General features: G+C 34.0%; 16 protein-coding genes and 1 pseudogene. 1 reads left to right on the top strand and 16 read right to left on the bottom strand.

What is annotated here, in order from left to right; translation table 11 throughout:
• Nucleotides 1–70: 70 nt before the first annotated feature.
• From ymfI to yfmF, 3 genes are all read right to left on the bottom strand, one after another.
• On the bottom strand, nt 71–793 hold the full coding sequence (gene ymfI, locus F9279_RS12910; protein ID WP_152113627.1) for an elongation factor P 5-aminopentanone reductase: 723 nt from the start codon (nt 791–793) through the stop codon (nt 71–73).
• 92 nt (nt 794–885) lie between these two features.
• Complete coding sequence (yfmH, locus tag F9279_RS12905; protein WP_152113625.1) at nt 886–2,169, bottom strand: EF-P 5-aminopentanol modification-associated protein YfmH; 1,284 nt, start codon at nt 2,167–2,169, stop codon at nt 886–888.
• Nucleotides 2,169–3,449 carry an EF-P 5-aminopentanol modification-associated protein YfmF gene (yfmF, locus tag F9279_RS12900; protein WP_152113623.1) on the bottom strand — a complete coding sequence of 427 codons (1,281 nt, stop codon included), beginning with the start codon at nt 3,447–3,449 and terminating at the stop codon, nt 2,169–2,171. Before yfmF ends, yfmH begins: the two co-directional genes overlap by 1 nt.
• A gap of 189 nt (nt 3,450–3,638) precedes the next feature.
• On the opposite strand from yfmF, the gene gpmA reads away from it, so the two are divergent.
• On the top strand, nt 3,639–4,430 hold the full coding sequence (gene gpmA / locus F9279_RS12895) for a 2,3-diphosphoglycerate-dependent phosphoglycerate mutase (protein WP_152113621.1): 792 nt from the start codon (nt 3,639–3,641) through the stop codon (nt 4,428–4,430).
• 117 nt (nt 4,431–4,547) lie between these two features.
• Here gpmA and F9279_RS12890 read toward each other — a convergent pair.
• The 13 genes and pseudogenes from F9279_RS12890 to F9279_RS12825 form a co-directional block, all read right to left on the bottom strand.
• A pseudogene (locus F9279_RS12890) lies at nt 4,548–5,011 on the bottom strand (VOC family protein).
• A 279-nt stretch (nt 5,012–5,290) separates the two neighbouring features.
• Nucleotides 5,291–5,857: a DUF2812 domain-containing protein gene (locus F9279_RS12885; RefSeq protein WP_152113619.1), complete on the bottom strand. Its 567-nt coding sequence runs from the start codon at nt 5,855–5,857 to the stop codon at nt 5,291–5,293.
• Nucleotide 5,858: 1 nt separating this feature from the next.
• Nucleotides 5,859–6,161 carry a PadR family transcriptional regulator gene (locus tag F9279_RS12880; protein WP_152113617.1) on the bottom strand — a complete coding sequence of 101 codons (303 nt, stop codon included), beginning with the start codon at nt 6,159–6,161 and terminating at the stop codon, nt 5,859–5,861.
• Between the two features lie 1,019 nt (nt 6,162–7,180).
• Entirely contained in the window at nt 7,181–8,476 is a 1,296-nt protein-coding gene (locus F9279_RS12875; RefSeq protein ID WP_152113615.1) for an IS110 family transposase, read from the bottom strand.
• Nucleotides 8,477–8,703: 227 nt separating this feature from the next.
• Nucleotides 8,704–9,018, bottom strand: a complete 315-nt coding sequence (locus tag F9279_RS12870) for a hypothetical protein (RefSeq protein ID WP_152113613.1) — start codon at nt 9,016–9,018, stop codon at nt 8,704–8,706.
• A gap of 262 nt (nt 9,019–9,280) precedes the next feature.
• Entirely contained in the window at nt 9,281–10,015 is a 735-nt protein-coding gene (gene pyrH / locus F9279_RS12865; RefSeq protein ID WP_152113611.1) for a UMP kinase, read from the bottom strand.
• Between the two features lie 357 nt (nt 10,016–10,372).
• Nucleotides 10,373–10,870: a DUF3267 domain-containing protein gene (locus F9279_RS12860; RefSeq protein ID WP_152113672.1), complete on the bottom strand. Its 498-nt coding sequence runs from the start codon at nt 10,868–10,870 to the stop codon at nt 10,373–10,375.
• 504 nt (nt 10,871–11,374) lie between these two features.
• A complete protein-coding gene (plsY, locus tag F9279_RS12855; protein WP_152113609.1) occupies nt 11,375–11,998 on the bottom strand; it encodes a glycerol-3-phosphate 1-O-acyltransferase PlsY in 624 nt (207 codons plus the stop codon).
• Nucleotides 11,999–12,378: 380 nt separating this feature from the next.
• Nucleotides 12,379–16,992: a LysM peptidoglycan-binding domain-containing protein gene (locus tag F9279_RS12850; RefSeq protein WP_152113607.1), complete on the bottom strand. Its 4,614-nt coding sequence runs from the start codon at nt 16,990–16,992 to the stop codon at nt 12,379–12,381.
• Between the two features lie 1,071 nt (nt 16,993–18,063).
• Nucleotides 18,064–18,762 (bottom strand): polysaccharide deacetylase family protein, encoded by a 699-nt coding sequence (locus F9279_RS12840; protein WP_152113603.1) that lies wholly within the window; start codon nt 18,760–18,762, stop codon nt 18,064–18,066.
• A gap of 211 nt (nt 18,763–18,973) precedes the next feature.
• Nucleotides 18,974–19,261: a hypothetical protein gene (locus F9279_RS12835; protein ID WP_152113601.1), complete on the bottom strand. Its 288-nt coding sequence runs from the start codon at nt 19,259–19,261 to the stop codon at nt 18,974–18,976.
• Between the two features lie 250 nt (nt 19,262–19,511).
• Nucleotides 19,512–19,982, bottom strand: coding sequence for an NUDIX hydrolase (locus F9279_RS12830; protein ID WP_152113599.1), 471 nt, complete (start codon nt 19,980–19,982; stop codon nt 19,512–19,514).
• A gap of 147 nt (nt 19,983–20,129) precedes the next feature.
• On the bottom strand, nt 20,130–20,309 hold the full coding sequence (locus F9279_RS12825; protein WP_152113597.1) for a hypothetical protein: 180 nt from the start codon (nt 20,307–20,309) through the stop codon (nt 20,130–20,132).
• Nucleotides 20,310–20,522: the final 213 nt, after the last annotated feature.

The following is a 20,522-nucleotide window of genomic DNA, read 5'->3' as shown; positions in this document are numbered from 1 at the left end:
GTGTATTACATAGGTTATTTTGGATACTTTCTTGTAATTATATGCATATAATTTTATTGGAAAAGTATTCTCATACATTCCATCCACCGTTCAGTGACATCACTTGCCCTGTCATATAAGAAGATTTATCTGATAGCAAAAATAAAACACTTTCTGCAATTTCCATTGGCTGACCTAATCTTCCCATAGGAATTTCTTCCATTAGCATCTGTTTATCCGCTTCTGTGAATGTGTGTAACATGTTTGTATCTATTGCTCCAGGAGCAACGGCATTAACACGAATCCCATTGTATGCTAATTCCTTACTTAAAGCTTTGACAAAGGCAATTTGCGCTCCTTTAACAGTAGAATAGGCCACCTCCATAGCAGAGCCAATTTGACCCCATATACTCGATATAACGATAATACTTCCTTGTTGTTTAGTGAGCATCTTTGGTACTAAGTCTCTAGTTAATCCCATCATGGAATGTACATGAATATTCCATAATTCCTCCCACTCCTGATCATGATTATCTACAAATAGCCCGTATGTACTTATTCCACTTGCATGAATAATGCCATCTATGGAAAAGACATTCTCAAGAATTGCTTTATAGCCCTTTTTTTCTGATAAATTCGCTTGGATGGCTAGATATTCGCCACCATACACTTCTATCTCTTCTATTAACTGTTTAATCGCTTCCTTGTTTTGATGATAATGTAAATATAGAGAATATCCTTCTTTCGCCAATAGCTTTGCAATAGCTTGTCCAATTCCACCAGATGCACCTGTAATTAAAATTCGTTTCCCCATATTGATCCCTCTATTTCTCTTGAATATACTTGCAAAAATAGAGTCAAATCTCACCTAGTATCGTACTTGTGAGATTTGACTCTTTAACTTCCTTATTTAGGTACTACTTGACAAGTTGTTAGTCTATCTTCTGCAATTAATCTATTTGCAGCATATTTAATATCCTCTATTGTAATTTCTTCTAAAGTTGGCACCACATCAAATAAGTTCATATCATTAAATGCATAACGTGTAAATTGATTAGCAATATATTCTGGTGAATTTACCGCTCGAAGAAATGCACCTATTTTTTTCTTTTTCGTTCTTTGTAATGTTTCATTGGAAAATTCAATATTTTTCGCACTTCTTAATATCTCTTTAATTGCATTCTCCAAGCCATCTGGATTACTAGTATCTCCACCAATCATCGCGAAGCCAAAGCCCTGTTCCTGTGTATAGTCATAAGAAAAGGTATCATCAATTAAGCCCTCTTGGAAAAGATGTTGATAGTTTTCCGAGCTCTCACTAAATAAAGCATCTAAAAGTAGGTTAATACTCAACTCATTCTTCAACATTTCTTTACCAGACTGATTCACATCGATTGCCTTTATGCCCACCAAGCATTTTGACGTGTGTACATTCATTTTTAACACTTGCTTTTCTTGACTCACATGCTCAGGCTCTTCCTCAAATTTCCTCTTAATTTCACTATGGTTTTGATAATCCTTCTTCGCCTGATTTTCCTTTATTTTTGCTATATATTCCTCTGGCTCTACAGGGCCTATGATGAAAAGGAGCATATTACTTGGATGGTAGAATGTATGGTAGCATTCATACAGCATATCTTTTGTAATATGAGAAATGGATTCGATCGTACCAGCTATGTCAATTTTAACTGGATGATGAACAAACATATTTTGAATTAATCCAAAATATAACCGCCAATCTGGATTATCATCATACATCGTAATTTCTTGACCAATAATTCCTTTTTCTTTCTCTACTGTTTTTTCCGTAAAGTAAGGATCTTGAACAAAATTAATTAACGTTTCTAAATTCTTCTCGACATTTGAAGTGCTAGAGAATAGATAAGCTGTTCTTGTAAAGGAAGTAAAGGCATTAGCACTTGCTCCATTTTTACTAAAGTCCTGAAAAACGTCGCCATCTTCTTTTTCAAATAATTTATGCTCTAAAAAGTGGGCAATTCCATCTGGAACCTGATTAAAATCATTTCCATCTAGAGGAATAAAGGTATTATCAACAGACCCATACTTTGTAGTAAAGGTACAAAATGTTTTATTAAATCCTTTTTTTGGTAAAATATACACCTTTAAACCATTGTCTAATTGTTCATAATATAATTCCTCTTGCAGCTGTTCAAATGGTATCTTTTCCATTAAGCATTCCCCTCCGATCCAGTTAAGAAATAAACAGTATCTAATTCTATTTTACTAGCAGCCGCAATAATTTCTTCTCTTGTTACCTTACTCATTGCTTTCAACCATTCTGCCATGTCCACATAGCTATCACTTACACTGTTATGATAGAATAACTCGACCATTCCTCGAGATGTATCTAGTGTCTCTAGCATTTGATTGTGAATGACTGCTTTTGTTTGCATCATTTCTTGGTCTGTGAATTCGCCTTTTTTCATTAAGTCCATTTGCTCTTTGATAATCTTCACAGCTTTTTCGTAATTTTGATTATCAATACCTGACATAACTAATAGCAGTCCTTTATGACTTTCTAAACGACTAGCTGCATAATAGGCTAAACTTTCTTTTTCACGTACATTTAGAAACAGCTTTGAATGAGAAAAGCCGCCATATATACCGTTTAATACTTGTAATGCAAAATATTCAGCATCTCCATAAACGATATTTGTTCGGAATCCCATATTCAATTTTCCTTGTTTAATATCTTGAACTTCACGAACTTCTTTTACCTTTTCTACAGAAGAAAAATTTCTTCGGTCAATAGATTGCGCGTTTCTTTCTTTAAATGGAAATATTTCTTCTATATAAGTAGAAACATCTGAAACATCTAAATCTCCAACCATATAAACATCTATCTGGTCTTCTGCTATTGCTTGTTGATAATATTGATATAGCGATTGTGGGGTAATACTGTCTACTTCCTCTTTATCTCCATAAACACTAATCGCATATGGTTCGTTCTCACACATAATATCGACAACACGCTGATTAGAATAGCGCATTTTATCATCAAAGATGGATTGAATTCTTTGTTTAAGCGCTCTTTTTTCATTATCAACAATACTTTGTTCAAATGCTCCATCTGTTACATTCGGATGAAAAATGACTTCAGATAAAAATTCTAGACCTTTTCTTAATAATGGCGAAGGATCTGATAGAAATTTCTCATTTACTATTTCCAACGTGAAGGAAACAATATGATATTCACCCTTTTTAGAAAGGTCAATAAAAAAGGTTGCTCCATATAATTCCTCTACATAAGAGCGAAGTTTTGTCGTCGTATTATATTTTTCTGCACTATTCTGCATCACATAAGGAAGCAATGCCCGGTGAGTTACATTTTCTTTAGCAATTGGCGTTCTCCACTTAACAACAATGTTATTTGTTTTAAACTTATCTGTCTTGACCGTATGTAATTGAAAGCCTTTGAATTTCGTTATTTGTTCCGTTGCGACACTCATAACATACCTCCTAATTAATCTACCTCAAATAATACACTATTTCCTAGTATTTACTCCAATTATAAGGTTATTCCCTGTATCTATAGAACATTAACATTTTTTCTATAATATCTACATTTATATGCATGGAATATTTCCATCTTATTGGGGAATATATAGAAAATACTAATGAATAGAATGGAGAACGTAATGAAAAAGCTTGTAATTATTCGTCATGGAGAGAGTCTTTGGAATGTAGAGAACCGCTTTACCGGGTGGACAGATGTTGATTTATCGAATGTAGGCTTAACAGAAGCACGAGAGGCTGGCATTATCCTTAAAAGAAATGGTTATATCTTTGACATAGCTTATACTTCCTATTTAAAAAGAGCTATTAGAACACTTTGGATTCTTCTTCATGAAATGGACCAAATGTGGATACCAGTACATAAAACCTGGAAGCTAAATGAACGGCATTATGGTGCATTACAAGGTTTGAACAAAACAGAAACCTCTCAAAAATATGGAGAAGACCAAGTACAATTATGGAGAAGATCCATGAATATCCAACCACCAGCTTTAACAGAAGATGATCCTAGATATGCCATAAAGGATCCTAAATATCATGATTTGAAAAGGGAAAACATTCCATTAACAGAAAGCTTAGAGGATACAGAAAAACGGGTGCTCACCTTCTGGAAAGAGGAAATTGCACCTACTCTTAAAGCTAATAAAAAAGCAATTATAGCTGCACATGGAAACACTTTACGAGCAATTGTTCATTATTTAGATCATGTATCCTCAGATGGTATTGCCTCTTTAAATATTCCAACTGGTATTCCACTTGTCTATGAATTGGACGATGACTTACATCCAATTAGACATTATTACTTAGGAATTGATGGGGAAGTACCTGCTGGAGTTATTCCTAAGCATATTCCGCCAGAGTGGTTAGACAAGGAAAATATCAAAGATCCAACAGTTAATGTACAGGAGGAATAGAGAGAAATTCTAAGTTTGGATTCCTCTCTATTCTTCTTTTCCAATATTGACTTGCATCCTTTGTTAATTATCAAGATGAAAACCAAATTTATAAAGGAAATGCATATCTATGCTAGATTACTGCTGTGATTTAGGTTTTTTTTTTTGTTGTTTTTCCTCCGCTAACTCCAAAATAATTCCCTCTGGTCCTCGAACGTAGCATAACTTATATCTTTCTTCATACTGCTGGTCTCACTAAAGATATAAGTTCCCTTCGTTTTCAATGTAGCTACAACAGCTTCAATATCTTCAACTGCAAATGCAATATGTCGGATACCCAATGTATTTGCACTGGATTGCTGAATACCTTTATCATCTGTCGGTGTATGAAATTTGATTAACTCAATCCATGTTTGACCGTTCGGCAATCCTAATCCTACACAAGCTACTTTAACGTCATGAAGCCCAATTGCATATCCCATTAAGTCTCCTTCCATTTCCCATTCCCCTTTCACCTCAAGTCCAAAATCAAGAAAAAACACTTTAGCTGCTGAAAGATCATTGACGATTACACCAACATGATCTATTCTATTGAACTTCATCTCCCACATCTCCTTTGGTCTATTTTTTCCATGCGTAGATTCTTAGTTTCACTATTCGATGTTTTAGTTCTGCATTCCTTCCTTAAGTAAACTGCTTGTTACTTTAATAAGGGAAAAGCTATTCTTTGTTATTGACTATCGCCCCCGTTACTTTAAGTACATTACTTCACAATCTTTTGCTCACCAATAAAACTCAATCCCTTAATTGAATTTTCCATTCAAATAGACGCTTTCTCCTTAAAGAAAAGCGCCTAACTGTAGTGAATATATTATCCTCAATTATTCTTTTAATTTTGAATATTTTCGATAAACTCTATAGAAACTGCTACCTAGGAAAACAACCATAATGGCGGGAATCAACCTTAAAAGGGCAAATGGTGTCTCAAATAAAAAAGCTTTCCAAAATAATGAACCTTTCATATTCCAAAGACCTTCGGTTAAATATAAACCTGAATCTTTGTAAAGTATATATGAAACAAACAATAACAATAAACCTAAGCCAGATGAATAACCCATCAATCTTTTATAATAATTACTCATTGATTGGCGGTCTGAGAAGATTTCATTTTGATTATCGATTACTTTTTGCCAATATTTAATTCCACCAAGCGATGAGCCATATACATAACTCCAACCGAAGTCTTGATAAATCCCTTTGTAATCTTTGGACTTTTTCTTTGATAAATAATCTTGATAATCCAGTCGCATCACATATCTCTTGTCGGTTTTTTCGAAAGTATATATACCGAATCCACTAATATTTGTACAACGATAGCCTTTTTGTAATTGCTCGTTCAGCCATTGTTCCTCTTTTTCAATATCAAAAAACACCTTAAACTTCTTCATTTTATTCACTTCCTTCGTACAAGGATAAAATATGCAATAACCTGTTTTGTTCCACTTTCAAAATTGCGCTTCCTTCAGAAGTTATCATATAAACTTTTCTCCGACCCGAATCTCCAACAGGTTCAATCCAACCATGCTTACTCAAGTTTTCAATCGCACCGTATAATGTACCAGCTGCTAAAATAACAGAACCGTTACTTATCTTTTCTATCTTCTGCATTACGGCATAGCCATGGAGTGGCTCACGCAGAACTAATAAAATATAATGCATGGTTTCAGACAACGGTAATAATTTATGTTTCATACATTCACCCCCTTATTCAGTTCAGCTATATAGTTAAACTTAATAATAATATAATTCAGTTCAACTGAATAGTCAACAATACTTTTGAAATTAGGCAAAGAAACTTAAAATAAAGCGTTGAAATCAAGGAGAAATTCAATTTAAAAAGTCGCTTTTCCTCTTACGTAAGGAAAGCGACTTTTGGTGTTGTCTTATTTAATTAATGGATCCCTTATTGAACTGTATTTACTAATCTTTCTTTAAATAATCTACCATGTTTGTTGATTAAACAAAAAAAAGGATTGACTTTACACCCCCCATTCGTTTAAAAAAAGATTTAACAGTGTCAATTTAATCTATTTTTAATTAGTAAAGCTTAATTATTCATTCAAAAAAGGTTACTCCTGCAGTTTATTTATGAACAGTCATGATTTTATATGTTGCAATAATAGCTTTTAAAATCAAAACAATTTTCTTCGTCAAAGAAAGTTAAAAATTTCTAATCGGTACGCAATATTTCCAAAACAGCCAAAGGCATTATTAGGCACCTACATACAGTTTCAAAAATAAAAAAACAACATGTCATCTTAACAGGCTGCTGTTTTTTGATTCAATTTCTGTTCAACTAAACTCCCTCAATAAACAAACACTTATCTCTTAAATACTCAGTTTCTCTCACTATTTCTACATAACTTGTTTAGTCTAATAGATTTGGTTAGTAAGAACAGAGCCCAATCAAACAGTTTACGAGAAAAATGAGCGCAAGAAACTAGCCAACCTACGATAATTTTCTAAAAGTTGGAAGATTAGGTATGTACGCACCAATGGATGTCCACATATCTTATGGGGGTCTACCCTCCCAAGTCTCACAGAGTCTTCGCTCCCACATTCCTTCGTTCAACCTTTCCATAAGGTGGATGTCGGTCATGCTGCCCCACAGGATCTAAGTCCTTACGTTAGTTGCGTTGCCGACTAATCCCATGCTGATTTTGTCCGTTCATCTTTTCAAATCTATTTGTTAATAGTTAGTTTAATAGTGATTAAGCTGCTACTGGTTCTTGGATAAATGCATGCATATGAGGGATGTCCTTCAACATCTTCTCCTCTTGAAACACAAACTGTTTCTTACCAATAGAGAAGAGTATACGGATGAGCTTATTACACAAAGCAATTAAAGACTGCATCTTTTTCAACGGATTGTCAGGTCTCGTTGTGTAGTAATGATGTAGGGCTTTAAAGGCTTTGTTCTTGGCTACTAGAATCATAGATGCCCGGAATAACAATGCTCGTAATTTCTTTCGACCACGTTTGGTTATTCTAGTCCTCCCTTTATGCTTACCTGATGTATTTTCTTTTAAGCTAAGTCCAGCCAGTTTGGTTATTTGGCGTGGATGATTGTATTCACTCAAATCACCTACTTCAGCGAAGAAACCTGCCACTGTATCGCGTCCAATTCCTGTTATTTCTAACATTTGATCAACGCCTGGAATATCTTGAAGTAGTGTATCCAGAGTTTGGTCAAGCTCTTCGAACTTGTTTTGAATGAGTTCATACTTTTGGATTAACGTTCTTAATTCCATTTTAGCCATCATGGCACCCTGACGGATGCCAATCGAGCGATTGGCTGCTTCTTTTAAAACTTGAATCTTCTTAATCCCTATACTGCGTTTCACTGCTTGTCTAAGGTATTCTAGTAATTCTTCTTCTGTATATCTCACCAGTTCTTCCGGTAATGCTTCAAGCTTTAATAAATGAAGAGCTGCCTTCCCTTCCCAACTTTTAAAAACAGTAAAGAACTCTGGAAAATAACGATCAATCCAGTTGTGTACCTGTCCTTGCACTATTTGTAAGTCTACATTTAATAGATCACGTAATTTCTTAGCCACACGCAGTTCTGCGAAAACTCCTTGTGGTATCGTTGGTTCGGAGTATCTACCATCTTTGACTAGTTGTGCAATGACTTTTGCGTCTTTAACATCATTTTTAGTTGGCGAGTTATCGTCTAGCTCCTTACTGTGCTTGACGTGTAAGGGGTTGACCGTGACGAACTTAATCTGTTCCTCCTTTAGAATATGAGCTAAATTAAGCCAATAATGCCCTGTTGGCTCCATTCCAGTAATGACAGACTCCATTTCGTATGAATCTTTAATTTGAGTAATCCAATGAATAAATGTCCTAACTCCTTCTTGAGTATTATCAAAAAAGCAAGTAGAACCTAGCTCTATTCCTCGATAGTCCTGTGCTCTAGCTACGTGATGATGTTTGGCAATATCAATACCAATGACTAAGGTTTTAGGTGTAATTTGAGCTATTTTATGATTTTGGTTATAATTCATGTTGAGACCTCCGAATAGATATTTTGTTCCTTTTTGCTGGCCAGCTCAGGACACATTTATCTTATCAAGAGGTCTTCTTTCATTCAAACCGCATTTTCACTTATTACAGGAATGCTGCCCCTTTTCTCCCATAAGCAAGGTTTCACTTATTACAGGATTGCTACCCCTATAGCGACATTAGAGAAGATCTACCTTTTATTTAAGGAAAGCCCCCGTTGGTTGAAGAGTTAAAAAGGAATTTCGCCTATAAAAAATGGAATAAAAACCCCAACAGTAGAAGCAATTACAATTAACCAAAATGTTTTGGAGGTTAATCTTTCTTTCAGTAACCGACTTTCCTTTGATACAAAGGAGAGTACAACTGTATATAAACCTAAAAGCATAAATGATAAACCAAACCATACGACCCAAACGTTGCCCATAAATCTAATTCCAGCACTTTCATAAACATTTTTTAGAACATTATCAGTTAGTAAAAAACCAACAACTAAGAATAGTATAATTTCAATTGTAGTAATTAAATACATTTTCCAAATAGCCAACTCTTCACCCTCCCAACAACAACCAAATTTACCCATATTTATTATAACATTGTTCCTGCACTAAATTGCCAATTTACTTCCATAAACAATATTTCCTTACTACAGGAATACTGTCTGTGACTTTTAACATAGTAAATAACAAGAGAACCTAACTAGCTTATAATAATAGACTAATTTGGTTGGTTCATAATAAATTACTTTATTAAGTTTCTATACTATTCACTTATGTCACTAACTCAGATTAACCTGTATGTTTCTTACATTAAAGTAAAGTCGTCTCACCCTTATTTATTATTGTCCCTATACGCTCACCCTCTGAAAGTCTCTTCATAACACCAGGTTCATTGAAATCAAAAATATGTACAGGTAGATCAAAGTCTCTTGCTAATAATAAAGCCGATTGATCCATTACTTTAATATTTTTTTGAACAACATCATTATAATTTAATTGTTTAAACATTTTAGCTTCATTAGATGTATTAGGATCAGCAGTGTATACGCCATTTATCCCTTGTTTAGCTACTAAAATGGAATCACAATTCATTTCAACAGCCCTTTGGACACTAGGATAATCTGTTGTTACAAATGGCTGTCCATTTCCACCGCCGAAGATTACAATATATCCTTTATCTAAGTGTTGCATAGCCTTTAGTCTAATATAAGGTTCTGCAACAGACGGAGCGGGAACGGAAGTCATTACCCTAATTTCCTTTACTGTTTTACTTTTCAACACACCTCTGAGCATCAAACTATTAATAATAGTTCCTAGTGTACCAATATTATCAGCTTCTACTCTATCAATCCCCCATTTGCTGGCTAAGTTACCTCTAAAAATATTCCCACCGCCGACTACCACGCATACTTCAATTCCGATATTAGTTAATGATAAGATTTCATCAGTTATATGTTCTAAATTGTCTACACCAAAACTTTCACCTTCATTACTAACTAAAGCTCCACCACTTAATTTAAGTAATACTCTATTGAATTTGCCCATTTTATTCCTCCTCAAAAATAAAGGAGCCAAAGTGATTAACTTTAGCTCCGATTAAAAATATTAAAATGGAAGAACATAGATTAAATAACATCTTTTGCATTAACATAAAATCTACCCCTTCCATTTGTTTTTTCCATTTTATAACATGAAAATTGATTGTTCAAGTACAAATTTAATAGCTTTAACATCATGTACATTTGATTTATGTAAAATCAAACTTCTTTCACTAACTTACTTTGTTACTTTAATAAGGGAAAAGCGCTACCCCGTTATTGAAGAATCGCACCCGTTGAAGAACAACTAAGGTTTTTACTATGCTCAGGCTATAAATAAGTCGTCTGATTATGAAATTATTTATTAATTATTTACTTTGTAGTAACCTCTGCAATAAACTGTGTTCCTTGGTTTTATAGCTATTAAAAAGGAGTTGTAGATATCTGAAGAGGAAATTAATGAATTAAACCAACATATAAATAACAAGATTTCTCTGCTATTACCTGTTGTATAGAGGGACATAATAGCAGGCACAACAGATAATATAATAAAGGGCAAACTCATAAAAACCCAGAATCTCGATTTTGAGAGAGGTTCATTAGTATTTAGCCAAAAAAATATACCGCTAAATGTTAAACTGATATCACCTTTTTTGTATATAACAATAATATGTAAACATTCGTGAATGATGAAGACAAGAATACCTATTATGATGAGTGAAAAAATATTAATATTAGTGAATCCCGACCTAAAGAAATAGGGTATTAGAAATATAATTATCTGGAGTATATATACAAAATTCATATAATGTTTTCGATACCAATTATTCCGTATGAAAGGAGTCCATTCTGAAAAATCCATATTTTTTTGTGGTAAATGTCGAAACCAAATAATCATAGATAGATACTCACCTCCCTCATTTACTTTCTATTTCTTAGATCATTGTTCCACAATTCTGCCCCTATAGCGACAGAAGAGAAACGTTCCCCATTTATTTAAAAAAATAGTACCCGTTAGCCTAGTAATACAATCTTTTATATTCACCTACCTATTCGTTCAAGTATATATGAATAATTGTCAAGTGAAATAGTTGTTTGTAACAACCCAACATTCATCAGCCTTATAATAATTTTTATTTGTGGCAACTTTTGTTTAAGTACAATATTTCACATTTTACTTAAACTTGTAACTGCCTTAAAAAGCACAATATCCTTATGAGCTTCAATGTGCCCGTTCGTTATGTGTATTTCTTTTCTACTCCCGTATTTTTTTCAATAATAATACAGGTATAATGCTACCTATAGTTGAAAAGAAAAGATCTTCAACTATTAATTTCATTGTTGGAACAATTTCCGTAAAAATTATTCAAAAAGAGAGTTTACTTTCTGACCCTGAAAGTAGTCTTTGAATATTTTTCATATGTCTAAAAATTACCATAACCGACATTAAACAAACAAATATATTAAAGTAAAAAGTATGACCCCAAAATGGGATAAATGAAATAGCAGCAACAAGTATTGTAGCACCTATTGATCCTAAAGAAACATAACGAGTTACAGCGACTAATATCACAAAAAATCCAATACATAGAATTGCCAAAATCCAGTCAGCCATAAATAATACAGCCACTGCTGTAAGTGCGCCCTTACCTCCTTTAAACCTAAAATATATCGGCCAGTTATGCCCTATCACTGCTCCAGCTCCTGTCGCTAGAAGGCTTAAGCAATCACTAGCATCCCCCGAAAAAAAGGAAACATTTAAGTATAAGCCTATTAAACATGCAATAATGCCCTTTAATATATCACCCACAAGGACAAACGCAGCAGCAGATTTACCTAATACTCTTAAAGTATTAGTAAGCCCGGCATTTTTACTTCCATGACTTCTTATTTCCTTGCCATATATTTTCCCTACAATCACTGCAGTATTAAGGCTTCCTAAAAGGTAACCCAAAACTAACGCAACAAATATCCTTAAAACGTCCAACACTTATCATCACTCGCTCTCACTTATCTTTCTAGCAATAAAAAGCTTTACTATCCCTAATGTTAATATTCTCTTTTTAAAACTAGAAAACCTTCTTCAATTAAACTGCATCTTTTCTTTCATCTTTCACTAACCGTATTTGTGACACAAGAAAGGTTCTCTTCATTTATTACAGGAATGCTGCACCGTTTCTACCTTCATTATAAGAATGCTTGCCCAATTTCAGAGAGTTCTACTCTCGTTAATGAAAGTGCTCTTTAAACACAGCTCTAAAAAGCCTCTAACCCTTAGCAAAAAGGATTCGAGGCTTTTTCATTATTTAAAGGAACTGAAAGTTATTAAAATGAAATTCTTCCAACTCCTTAGTCGAGGTGCTTAATTAATTAAAGTGTGGTAATTAATAACTTCTGTCCAATATAAACGATATCCTCATCTAAATTGTTTTCTTCTTTTATCTTAGCTACAGTGGTATTATAACGTTTTGCAATGACTGATAAAGAATCTCCATTCACAACTATATAGGTTTCTGGCTGGGAGTTAACGACAACAGAGTCCTTTGTATTCGTTGGCAGCTTCAATGTTTGTCCAACATATATTACATCAGAAGTAAGACCATTTAACTCTCTTATTTTACTAACAGTAGTATTATTTCGTGCAGCAATGACGGACAAAGAATCACCACTAGCTACTTGATATATAAGTAATTCCGTTTCAAGTACTGTTGAAGCAGTTTCTGATGAAGTTGTTGTTATAGGCAATTTTAATGTCTGTCCTATATAAATGTTATCAGATGTTAGTTGGTTCAGCTCTTTTATTTGACTTACAGTAGTATTGTTCCGATTTGAAATCAGCCATAAATTATCTCCTGCTTTTACAACATACGTTTTGTATGAAGGAACAGTTGCAGGTGAACCTTTATCAACTGTCGATGTAACAGGAACCGTCAATGGAAGAACACTAGCGTAACTATTCCAAACCTCTACTCGCTCCTGTGTGATACTCCAATTGCCAATACCCCGAAGATTGTACTTGTTCACAAATGCTAACTTTTGCTTAATAGATTCTTCGTTTTCATACCAAATTATATAAGTACCAGGTGTCCATACACTCCCTCCGATTATTGAAATCGGGTCGCCTTCTTTGATCGTAATGACAGCTTTAGGCGATTTACTAGCTTCATCTAATACAACAGTACCATTATATTTCTTCACTAGATCGTCTACCTGTGTATTAGTGATTCCATACCCTCCATAAGATATCCCTTCTATCCAATATCGTCCATAGTGAGCAACTCCAATCACAATTTTTTCAGCACTCACCTGCTTATTTAAAGCATATTGAATAGAATCTTCTACCCAAGGTGCACTAGCTACAGGACCTGACATCCCACCTGGGTAACTTTCATCATAGCTCATAATCATTAAGTAATCAGCGTACTTTGCCAAATTAGTATAGTCATATGAACCATGCCAACCAGTTGTCCAGTCATTTGGATTTGCTGCAACTGCCACCGAAACTTCTTTTGATAAAGGTATCTTTTCACGTAAAAGTTTAACAAATTCTGTATAATTATCTCGATCGAGATCGGTTACATTCTCAATATCTACATTCACACCGTCTAAATTAAATTTTTCTATAGCATCGGCAATTTGCTGTGCTGCCAGTTCTCTATTTTCTAGCATCATCCTACCTAGGTTGCGGTCCCAATGGTTACTTAAAAATGGAACTACTCGAATTCCTTGACGATGCATTTCATTAATAAATGCTGTATCAACACTATTCGAAAGCTTTAATGTTCCATCTGTATTAATATCAAAATAGCTAGGGGATACCGTATTAATAGCGCTAGAAGTCTGATTTACAATGTCAACATATTGACTAGTATTCCCTGAGTATAAATAACCAAGGTTCATTACCTCACTCGCTGTCACTGGTAAGAGTATTTTTTGATTCCGTTCGACCTTGTCAGTTTCTAAATCATTTAGTTTTCGTAATACTTCAATAGTTGTATTATAGCGCTTCGCAATAATTTCCAAGGTATCTCCTTCCAAAACACTATACTCAAATAGGTTGAATGCTTCTCCTTCACTGCTATTACCTACACTATCTGTTTGTGTAAGAAAGCCAGAACGAATATCTTGAATATCCACCCCATTTAGGTGAATGGCAAGTGAATAATAACCATTCTTATCGGCTGTTGTAGTTGCATTGCTTAACTTCGTTCCTTCCGAATTCAGAAGATGTCCACTTATCTTGGCATACGGTTCAGCCATACCTATAATTGTATAAACGTTTTCTATACCGCCTAAATGAAAACCACTCTTCGAAATATCCAGGTTTTCAATTATACTATCTTTAACAATTGTATAAACAGTGGGATTTCCCTTATTTCCAACTTTGTCTGTTTGGGAAATGGTCATGGATAGTTGACCATCTTTCAAAATGGATAAATCAAAGTTCAAATTAAATCCATTATTTGAGACAGTTGCAGTTTTTGTAATGTCGGTATCACCATCACTGAGTATCACTTCAACATTGGTACCTTCCTCTTCACTTGTACCTGTAATAGAAAATTGACTTTGATTCTCTCTATTTACATAAGGAGGATATGCTAATGATACCTCTGTTGGTGCTTTAGTGTCCTTTAAAAGGTTTAACGTATCCAGTTCTCCTATATTCCCAGCAGTATCCATAGCCCTAAATGATAGAATGATGTTTCCATCATTAAAAGTACGAAAGTCGATAGGAATATCAAAGTTTCCATTTTTATCTGTTGTTAAGCTATAGGAAACACTTCTATTATTATCTGATGCGCTCATTTCAAGCTCAACAAAAGGTTCTGATATGCCACTAACTGTATAGTTGGACATATTTTCCTCATATATAGCTGGCAGTTCATTTAATGTGAAAATAGTTGGAGGTTTCGTATCTTTCTTTAATGTTTTAACAGTAACAGGGCTTTTGTTACCTGCTGTATCTATTTGCACCATTTTAATTACTACATCTCCATCATGTAGGCTAGATACATCAACAGGCATTCTAAAATCCCCGTTACTATCTACTTCTCCTTCCATAGTAAGCGTTTTTCCTGTACCATCTGATATTTCTATTAAAGTCTTTAAAGTAGGCTCTCCTAATCCAGTTAATAGAAATGCAGCTTGATTTGCTTCATTAATATCATTACTATTATTTAAAATAATGGGAACCGGAACTTGAGTATCCTTTATTGTCGTTAACTTCGCAGCTTTACTTTGAATCCCATTTGCACTTGTTTGTATTGCCGTGATGGTTAACGGCGAATCCTGTAGGGTACTAACATTTACCATGGTCGTAAAAGTACCATTCTCATCTGTCATAGCTGATGCTTTAACATTTGGATTGATACCATCAGAGATTACTATATCTACTGTTGAGTTTTGACGTGCAGTACCAGTTATTTGGAATTCTGAGGCTGTTGTACTGTTTATTTGCTGGGTAACATTCATCACTGGCGGTTCTAAACTTGCTTCTTTTGTAATAGTAAATTGTCTTTCTTTGCTAGCATTACCAAAAGAATCTGTTGCACGTACAATTATGGATAACTCACCATTCTCTAATGTGCTCAAATCAAAATTAGAACGAAATTCTCCAAGTTCTGTTGAAGTTACAGTGGAACTAACGGACGAATTCAATCTGTCAGAAACTGTTATATCCACGACTACATTCGGTTCTGTTACACCAAAAATAGTATAGTTTCGAACATTATTGATTGAAACTTGCTGCGTCGTATCAACCACTGGTTCAGATGGGGGCACATTATCAGTAGAATCATCACTCGGAATAGTCAGTTTTTGACCAACATAGATTATATTACTCGTTAGTTTATTAATAGTTTTTAATTCTTCAACGGTTATCCCAAATCTTTTTGCAATCAGGGACAAGGAGTCTCCCGATATTACTATATAAGAAGTTGCTTCAGTATTCTTTGTTTCAGATGGTGACGGTTGTATTTCTTGATTTGTTGGAATACTAAGAGATTGTCCAACAAAGATTACATCAGAGCTCAATTTATTTTGTATCTTAATATCCTCAACGGTTGTATCGTATTTTTTTGCAATCAAAGATAAGCTATCACCAGTGACAACCTTATATGTAATTAGGTTGTTGTATGTTGTTGGTGGTGTCTTTATTTCATCTATTGGTGGAGTTAATTCTGTAGTAATATTCCCAGATGAAATTTGTGGAATCTTTAACACCTGACCAATTTTAATTATATCGGTAGAAAGGTTATTTAAAGTTCGTACCTCCTCCACCGTTGTTTGGAACCTTTTTGCAATAACAGATAGAGAATCTCCTGCAACAACAGTATAACTCTCTTCCACTAATGTAGAGGAGGGCGAAGATATTGTGTTACTTGTTGTACTATTATTTCTATCAAGATCAGTCACTTGGGGAATCTTTAGCTTTTGACCGATCTTAATTACATCGGTAGTAAGTTGGTTATAGGTACGAATGGCAGAACTGGTTGTATGGAGCTTTTTTGCAATTAATGAATGGCTATCACCTGAAGTAACAGTGTAAGTATAAAAAGGTAGTTTCAGAACTTGTCCTACATAAATAGTATCCTTAGTTAGTCCGTTAACCGTTTTTATGTCTGATACAGTTACTGAAAATCGTTTCGCGATAGTGGAAAGACTCTCACCAGATTGAACCTTATATTCATCATAAAGAAATGCTGACTCTATTTGCCCTATTGTTGATGCACTAACCTGGTTATAATTAGCTCCTATATAGATGGTTGTCACCAACATTGTACCTACCATAACTTTGGCAGTGGATATGGAAATAAGCGAAAATTTATCACGAATCAAACTATTGATTTGTTCCTGAAGGCTAGTTCTATTCTTGTGTAAACGCCCAAGCTCATCAGAAAATTCCTCATAGGAAGGATTAAGATACACAATTAAAGTATAATCATTCTCATTTTGAATTAATTCATAGTTATTTATTTTCACCATTAACACCTCAGTTTTAATCTAACCTACCAATTAAAAGATTATTCCACGCGCTTGCTACTTTGAAGATATAAATTCCAGCAGCTACAAGAATATCAACTAGAACCGCTTCACCTTCTGTGTGAGAGTAAGAGGGTACGTCTTTGAATCCTTTTTAAATCTCATCTGCTGCTACATTCTTACTATCTCCACTTTATACTGCAGTAATCTTTTGCACTTGCTCTAATGGAACTTCACCATGGATTAACTTTGTCATTTTTTTGATAAGGTTTTAAACAGAGAAATATACAATTCATAAAATCAAAAGGTGCAATCAGTTAGATCGCACCTTTTCATACTGTTGAAAAACAAAATTGTCTATGGAAAATTTGTGAAAATAGAGATAACTCCCCTCGTAACACAATGGTAAACGAGGGATTTTTCTATGTACTTCACCCATTCAAATATGGAAATAGTAGGAATTTGGAAAAGCTATGAAATAATGTATGATGCTTCGTACCATAAAGAATTTGGAAAAAACCACTTTAAGAAAAATAGTCGTAGAAATCCTCTTATTTTCATTACTTCCATGAAAAACAAAGGAAATAGACGGAGAATTACGCCTATTTCCTTAGAACACATGAAATCGGAGGCATTTTTCTTACTTAACCGGAAAAATCCGCTTATTAGCAAGGAAATTAACATTATATTTGCCATTAGTCGGAATTCTCCGCTTAATTTTATCCAGATGATTTATGTTTCAGTGGTGGGACTCCTATGGAATCTGCGAAAGCTTTATACCCTGCAGGCAAAAGGCAGACTTCGGCTAAAGCTTCGAGCCCCATGGAAAGCGAATCGAACGCCTGTAACAAAATCCAAAACCTTATTTAGCGAATTAATTACTTATACAAGTTCTTGACACACTCATGTTATAAAAATATGAATTAGAGGCATTTTCATTGACATCATCTTTTTTCAACAAGCTGAAAAGGTGCAATCAATTAAATCGCACCTTTTTTATGTTTTATATATCCATATTCAATAAGAAGGTCTATCACATCGACAATCCTTTTTATTGTTTGAATCATTTATAACTTATAATTCCTGAAGTTCATTGACCGTTACAAACGTATAACCTTCGTTTACTAGTGCTTGTAAGATCCCTTCGATTGCTTGAAGTTCTTTACCAGTATCGTCATACATTGGATGCATCAAGATAATCGAACCTGGTTTAATATTATCATTCACATAATTTACTTTGTCAGAAGCAGTGGTGTAATAGGTATCTGGTTCGATATTCCAAGTTATTGTGTCTCTATTATGTTTATTTAAGTAATACGGCAATCCTACAAGTTTTTTCCCGTTTGGTGGTCGAAAATCAATTTCACCTTTATATCCAGCCTCTTGAATTAATTGGTCTGTTTTTTCAATTTCATCTTTGATAACGGAAGGTGTTCTTAATATCATTCGAATATGGGAATAAGTATGATTTCCAATTTGATGCCCTTTTTGTACTATTTTCTTAGTTTCCTCTGGGTGTTTTTCTATGTCTTGACCAATTAGAAAGAAGGTAGCCTTTGCATTATATTTTTCCAATAGCGGCAATATCTGATTTATATTCTTTGTTGGACCATCATCAAATGTTAAAGCAACCACCTTTTGATTTGTCTCCACCTGTTCGGTTAAACCTCCAAATAATTGGTATGTTCTAGAATTCATTAATTTATATGTACCAAGTAATAAAAGGAAAACTAACAGAATCACTATTCCAATAAATATTAATTTCTTTTTCATAAATATGTCCTTTCTATCTAGAATTTTTTAAGAGAATCTAATATTAACGCAGAAAACAACAAACCCTCCAAGTTAGTTTTATCTTAAGGTAAACGGCCCCTTTTCAACCATAAGCAAGAGAAGGTTTTATTTATTCCAAGAATGCTGCTCCGTTAGTTACATAAAGACTTTCACATTAATTGCATATTATATAAATGTGTGACAAAAGTAATTATTTCTTACCTTTTAGTTCTAAAAGTATAGGTGCTATATTTAGTAAGATAGAAACAATTGTCAAAAACCATAATGCCCTTTCCATCCCAGGTACTACATCCATTATAGCTGCCCAATCTTCCACTTCTACCCATACCGAAACAAGACTGTATTCTGCACAAAGTGTTAAGGCTGTAAATGCTAATCCTATCGCCATAGCAAGCTTATAATCCTTTCCTACTTTATACATATAAAGATTTATAAAAGTTGATACTATTGCAATAACTCCAAATATCATAAATAACATTACTAACCTCCATATATTTTATTTTTGTCGTGTAATACTACTAATCTGTATCATCTCTATTTTTTACCTTACTTTTTTATTAGACATTAATATTTCAAATCTTATTTTATAGTAAATGCCCTTCCTTTTGTGGTTTTTTATTAACAAACCTGACCTTATAGTGCCATAATACACGAACAGGTGCATTAATCCATCTTGGATCCATGCACCTGTTCGTTAAAGATTATGTATAATTATTTCGAAATTATTTTTATTTAAATACACCATTTCTGTTCGAACACCAATCTTCTAAGGCATCTTCGTGTTGTTTTGTGAATAATTTCGGGATTTGATCTATAGGGAAGTACTTTAACTCTAAAGTCTCCATACCATCTGCGGTAAGCTCCCCATCAATTGGCTTACATTGAAAAAAGTGAGTGATAGTCTGAGCTTTATCTCCGTTCGGAAACTCACTAGAATATTTAGAGTAGACACCAATAAGATGTTCGACTTCCACATTTAATCCTGTCTCCTCACGTATTTCTCGTTTAGCGGTTTCTTCAAGCGATTCTCCAAGTTCCATAGCACCACCTGGAAAACCCCACTCATTTCTATCTCCCCGTTTTTGTAAAAGAATTTCATTTTGTTCGTTATAAACAATTCCTCCAGCAAAATTAAGAAATATTAAATCGTGCCCCACTTTTCCCCGAATATAACGAATGTAGTCCTTATTTGTAGTCATAAACCCCTCCTGTTTATAGCCTCTATCTATTAGCGTTATTAAATTAACTTGCAACTTTCTACCATAAGTAAGGATTCCCTTATTACAGGAATGCTGACGGTTAGTACCGAATAAAAAGAGCTTGAACCTCTCCTTTATAATTTTACATTAATGGCCAATATGATCGGTATCACCACTAATTGGTTCTATTACTTTTCTATTATTGTCTGTTACAAGACTTTCCATTTTCTCAATGGATTCTCTCGAATATGAATAAAAGGCAATACCCAAAATGATGATAGCTACTAATACAATAAAAATGGTTTTTTTGATAGGTAATTCTCTCATCAGATTCCCCCTTCTCTTAATTATACAGATATTTAAGTAGAGTGGAAATAAATTCCTTATCCAATAATCCTAAACCTTTAACCCTTTAGACAACTTACTACCGCTCTTTTTTTCCTTCATTTATTACAGGAGTGCATTAGCTTTTGTGTATGTATAATCATTCAAAAAAAGAACACAATCATTATTAGATTACTGCTCTCATTAGGTACAATT

The sequence above is a fragment of the Bacillus sp. B1-b2 genome, assembly GCF_009183415.1.
GTDB lineage: Bacteria > Bacillota > Bacilli > Bacillales > Cytobacillaceae > Niallia.
This window is presented reverse-complemented; position numbering and strand designations above follow the sequence as displayed.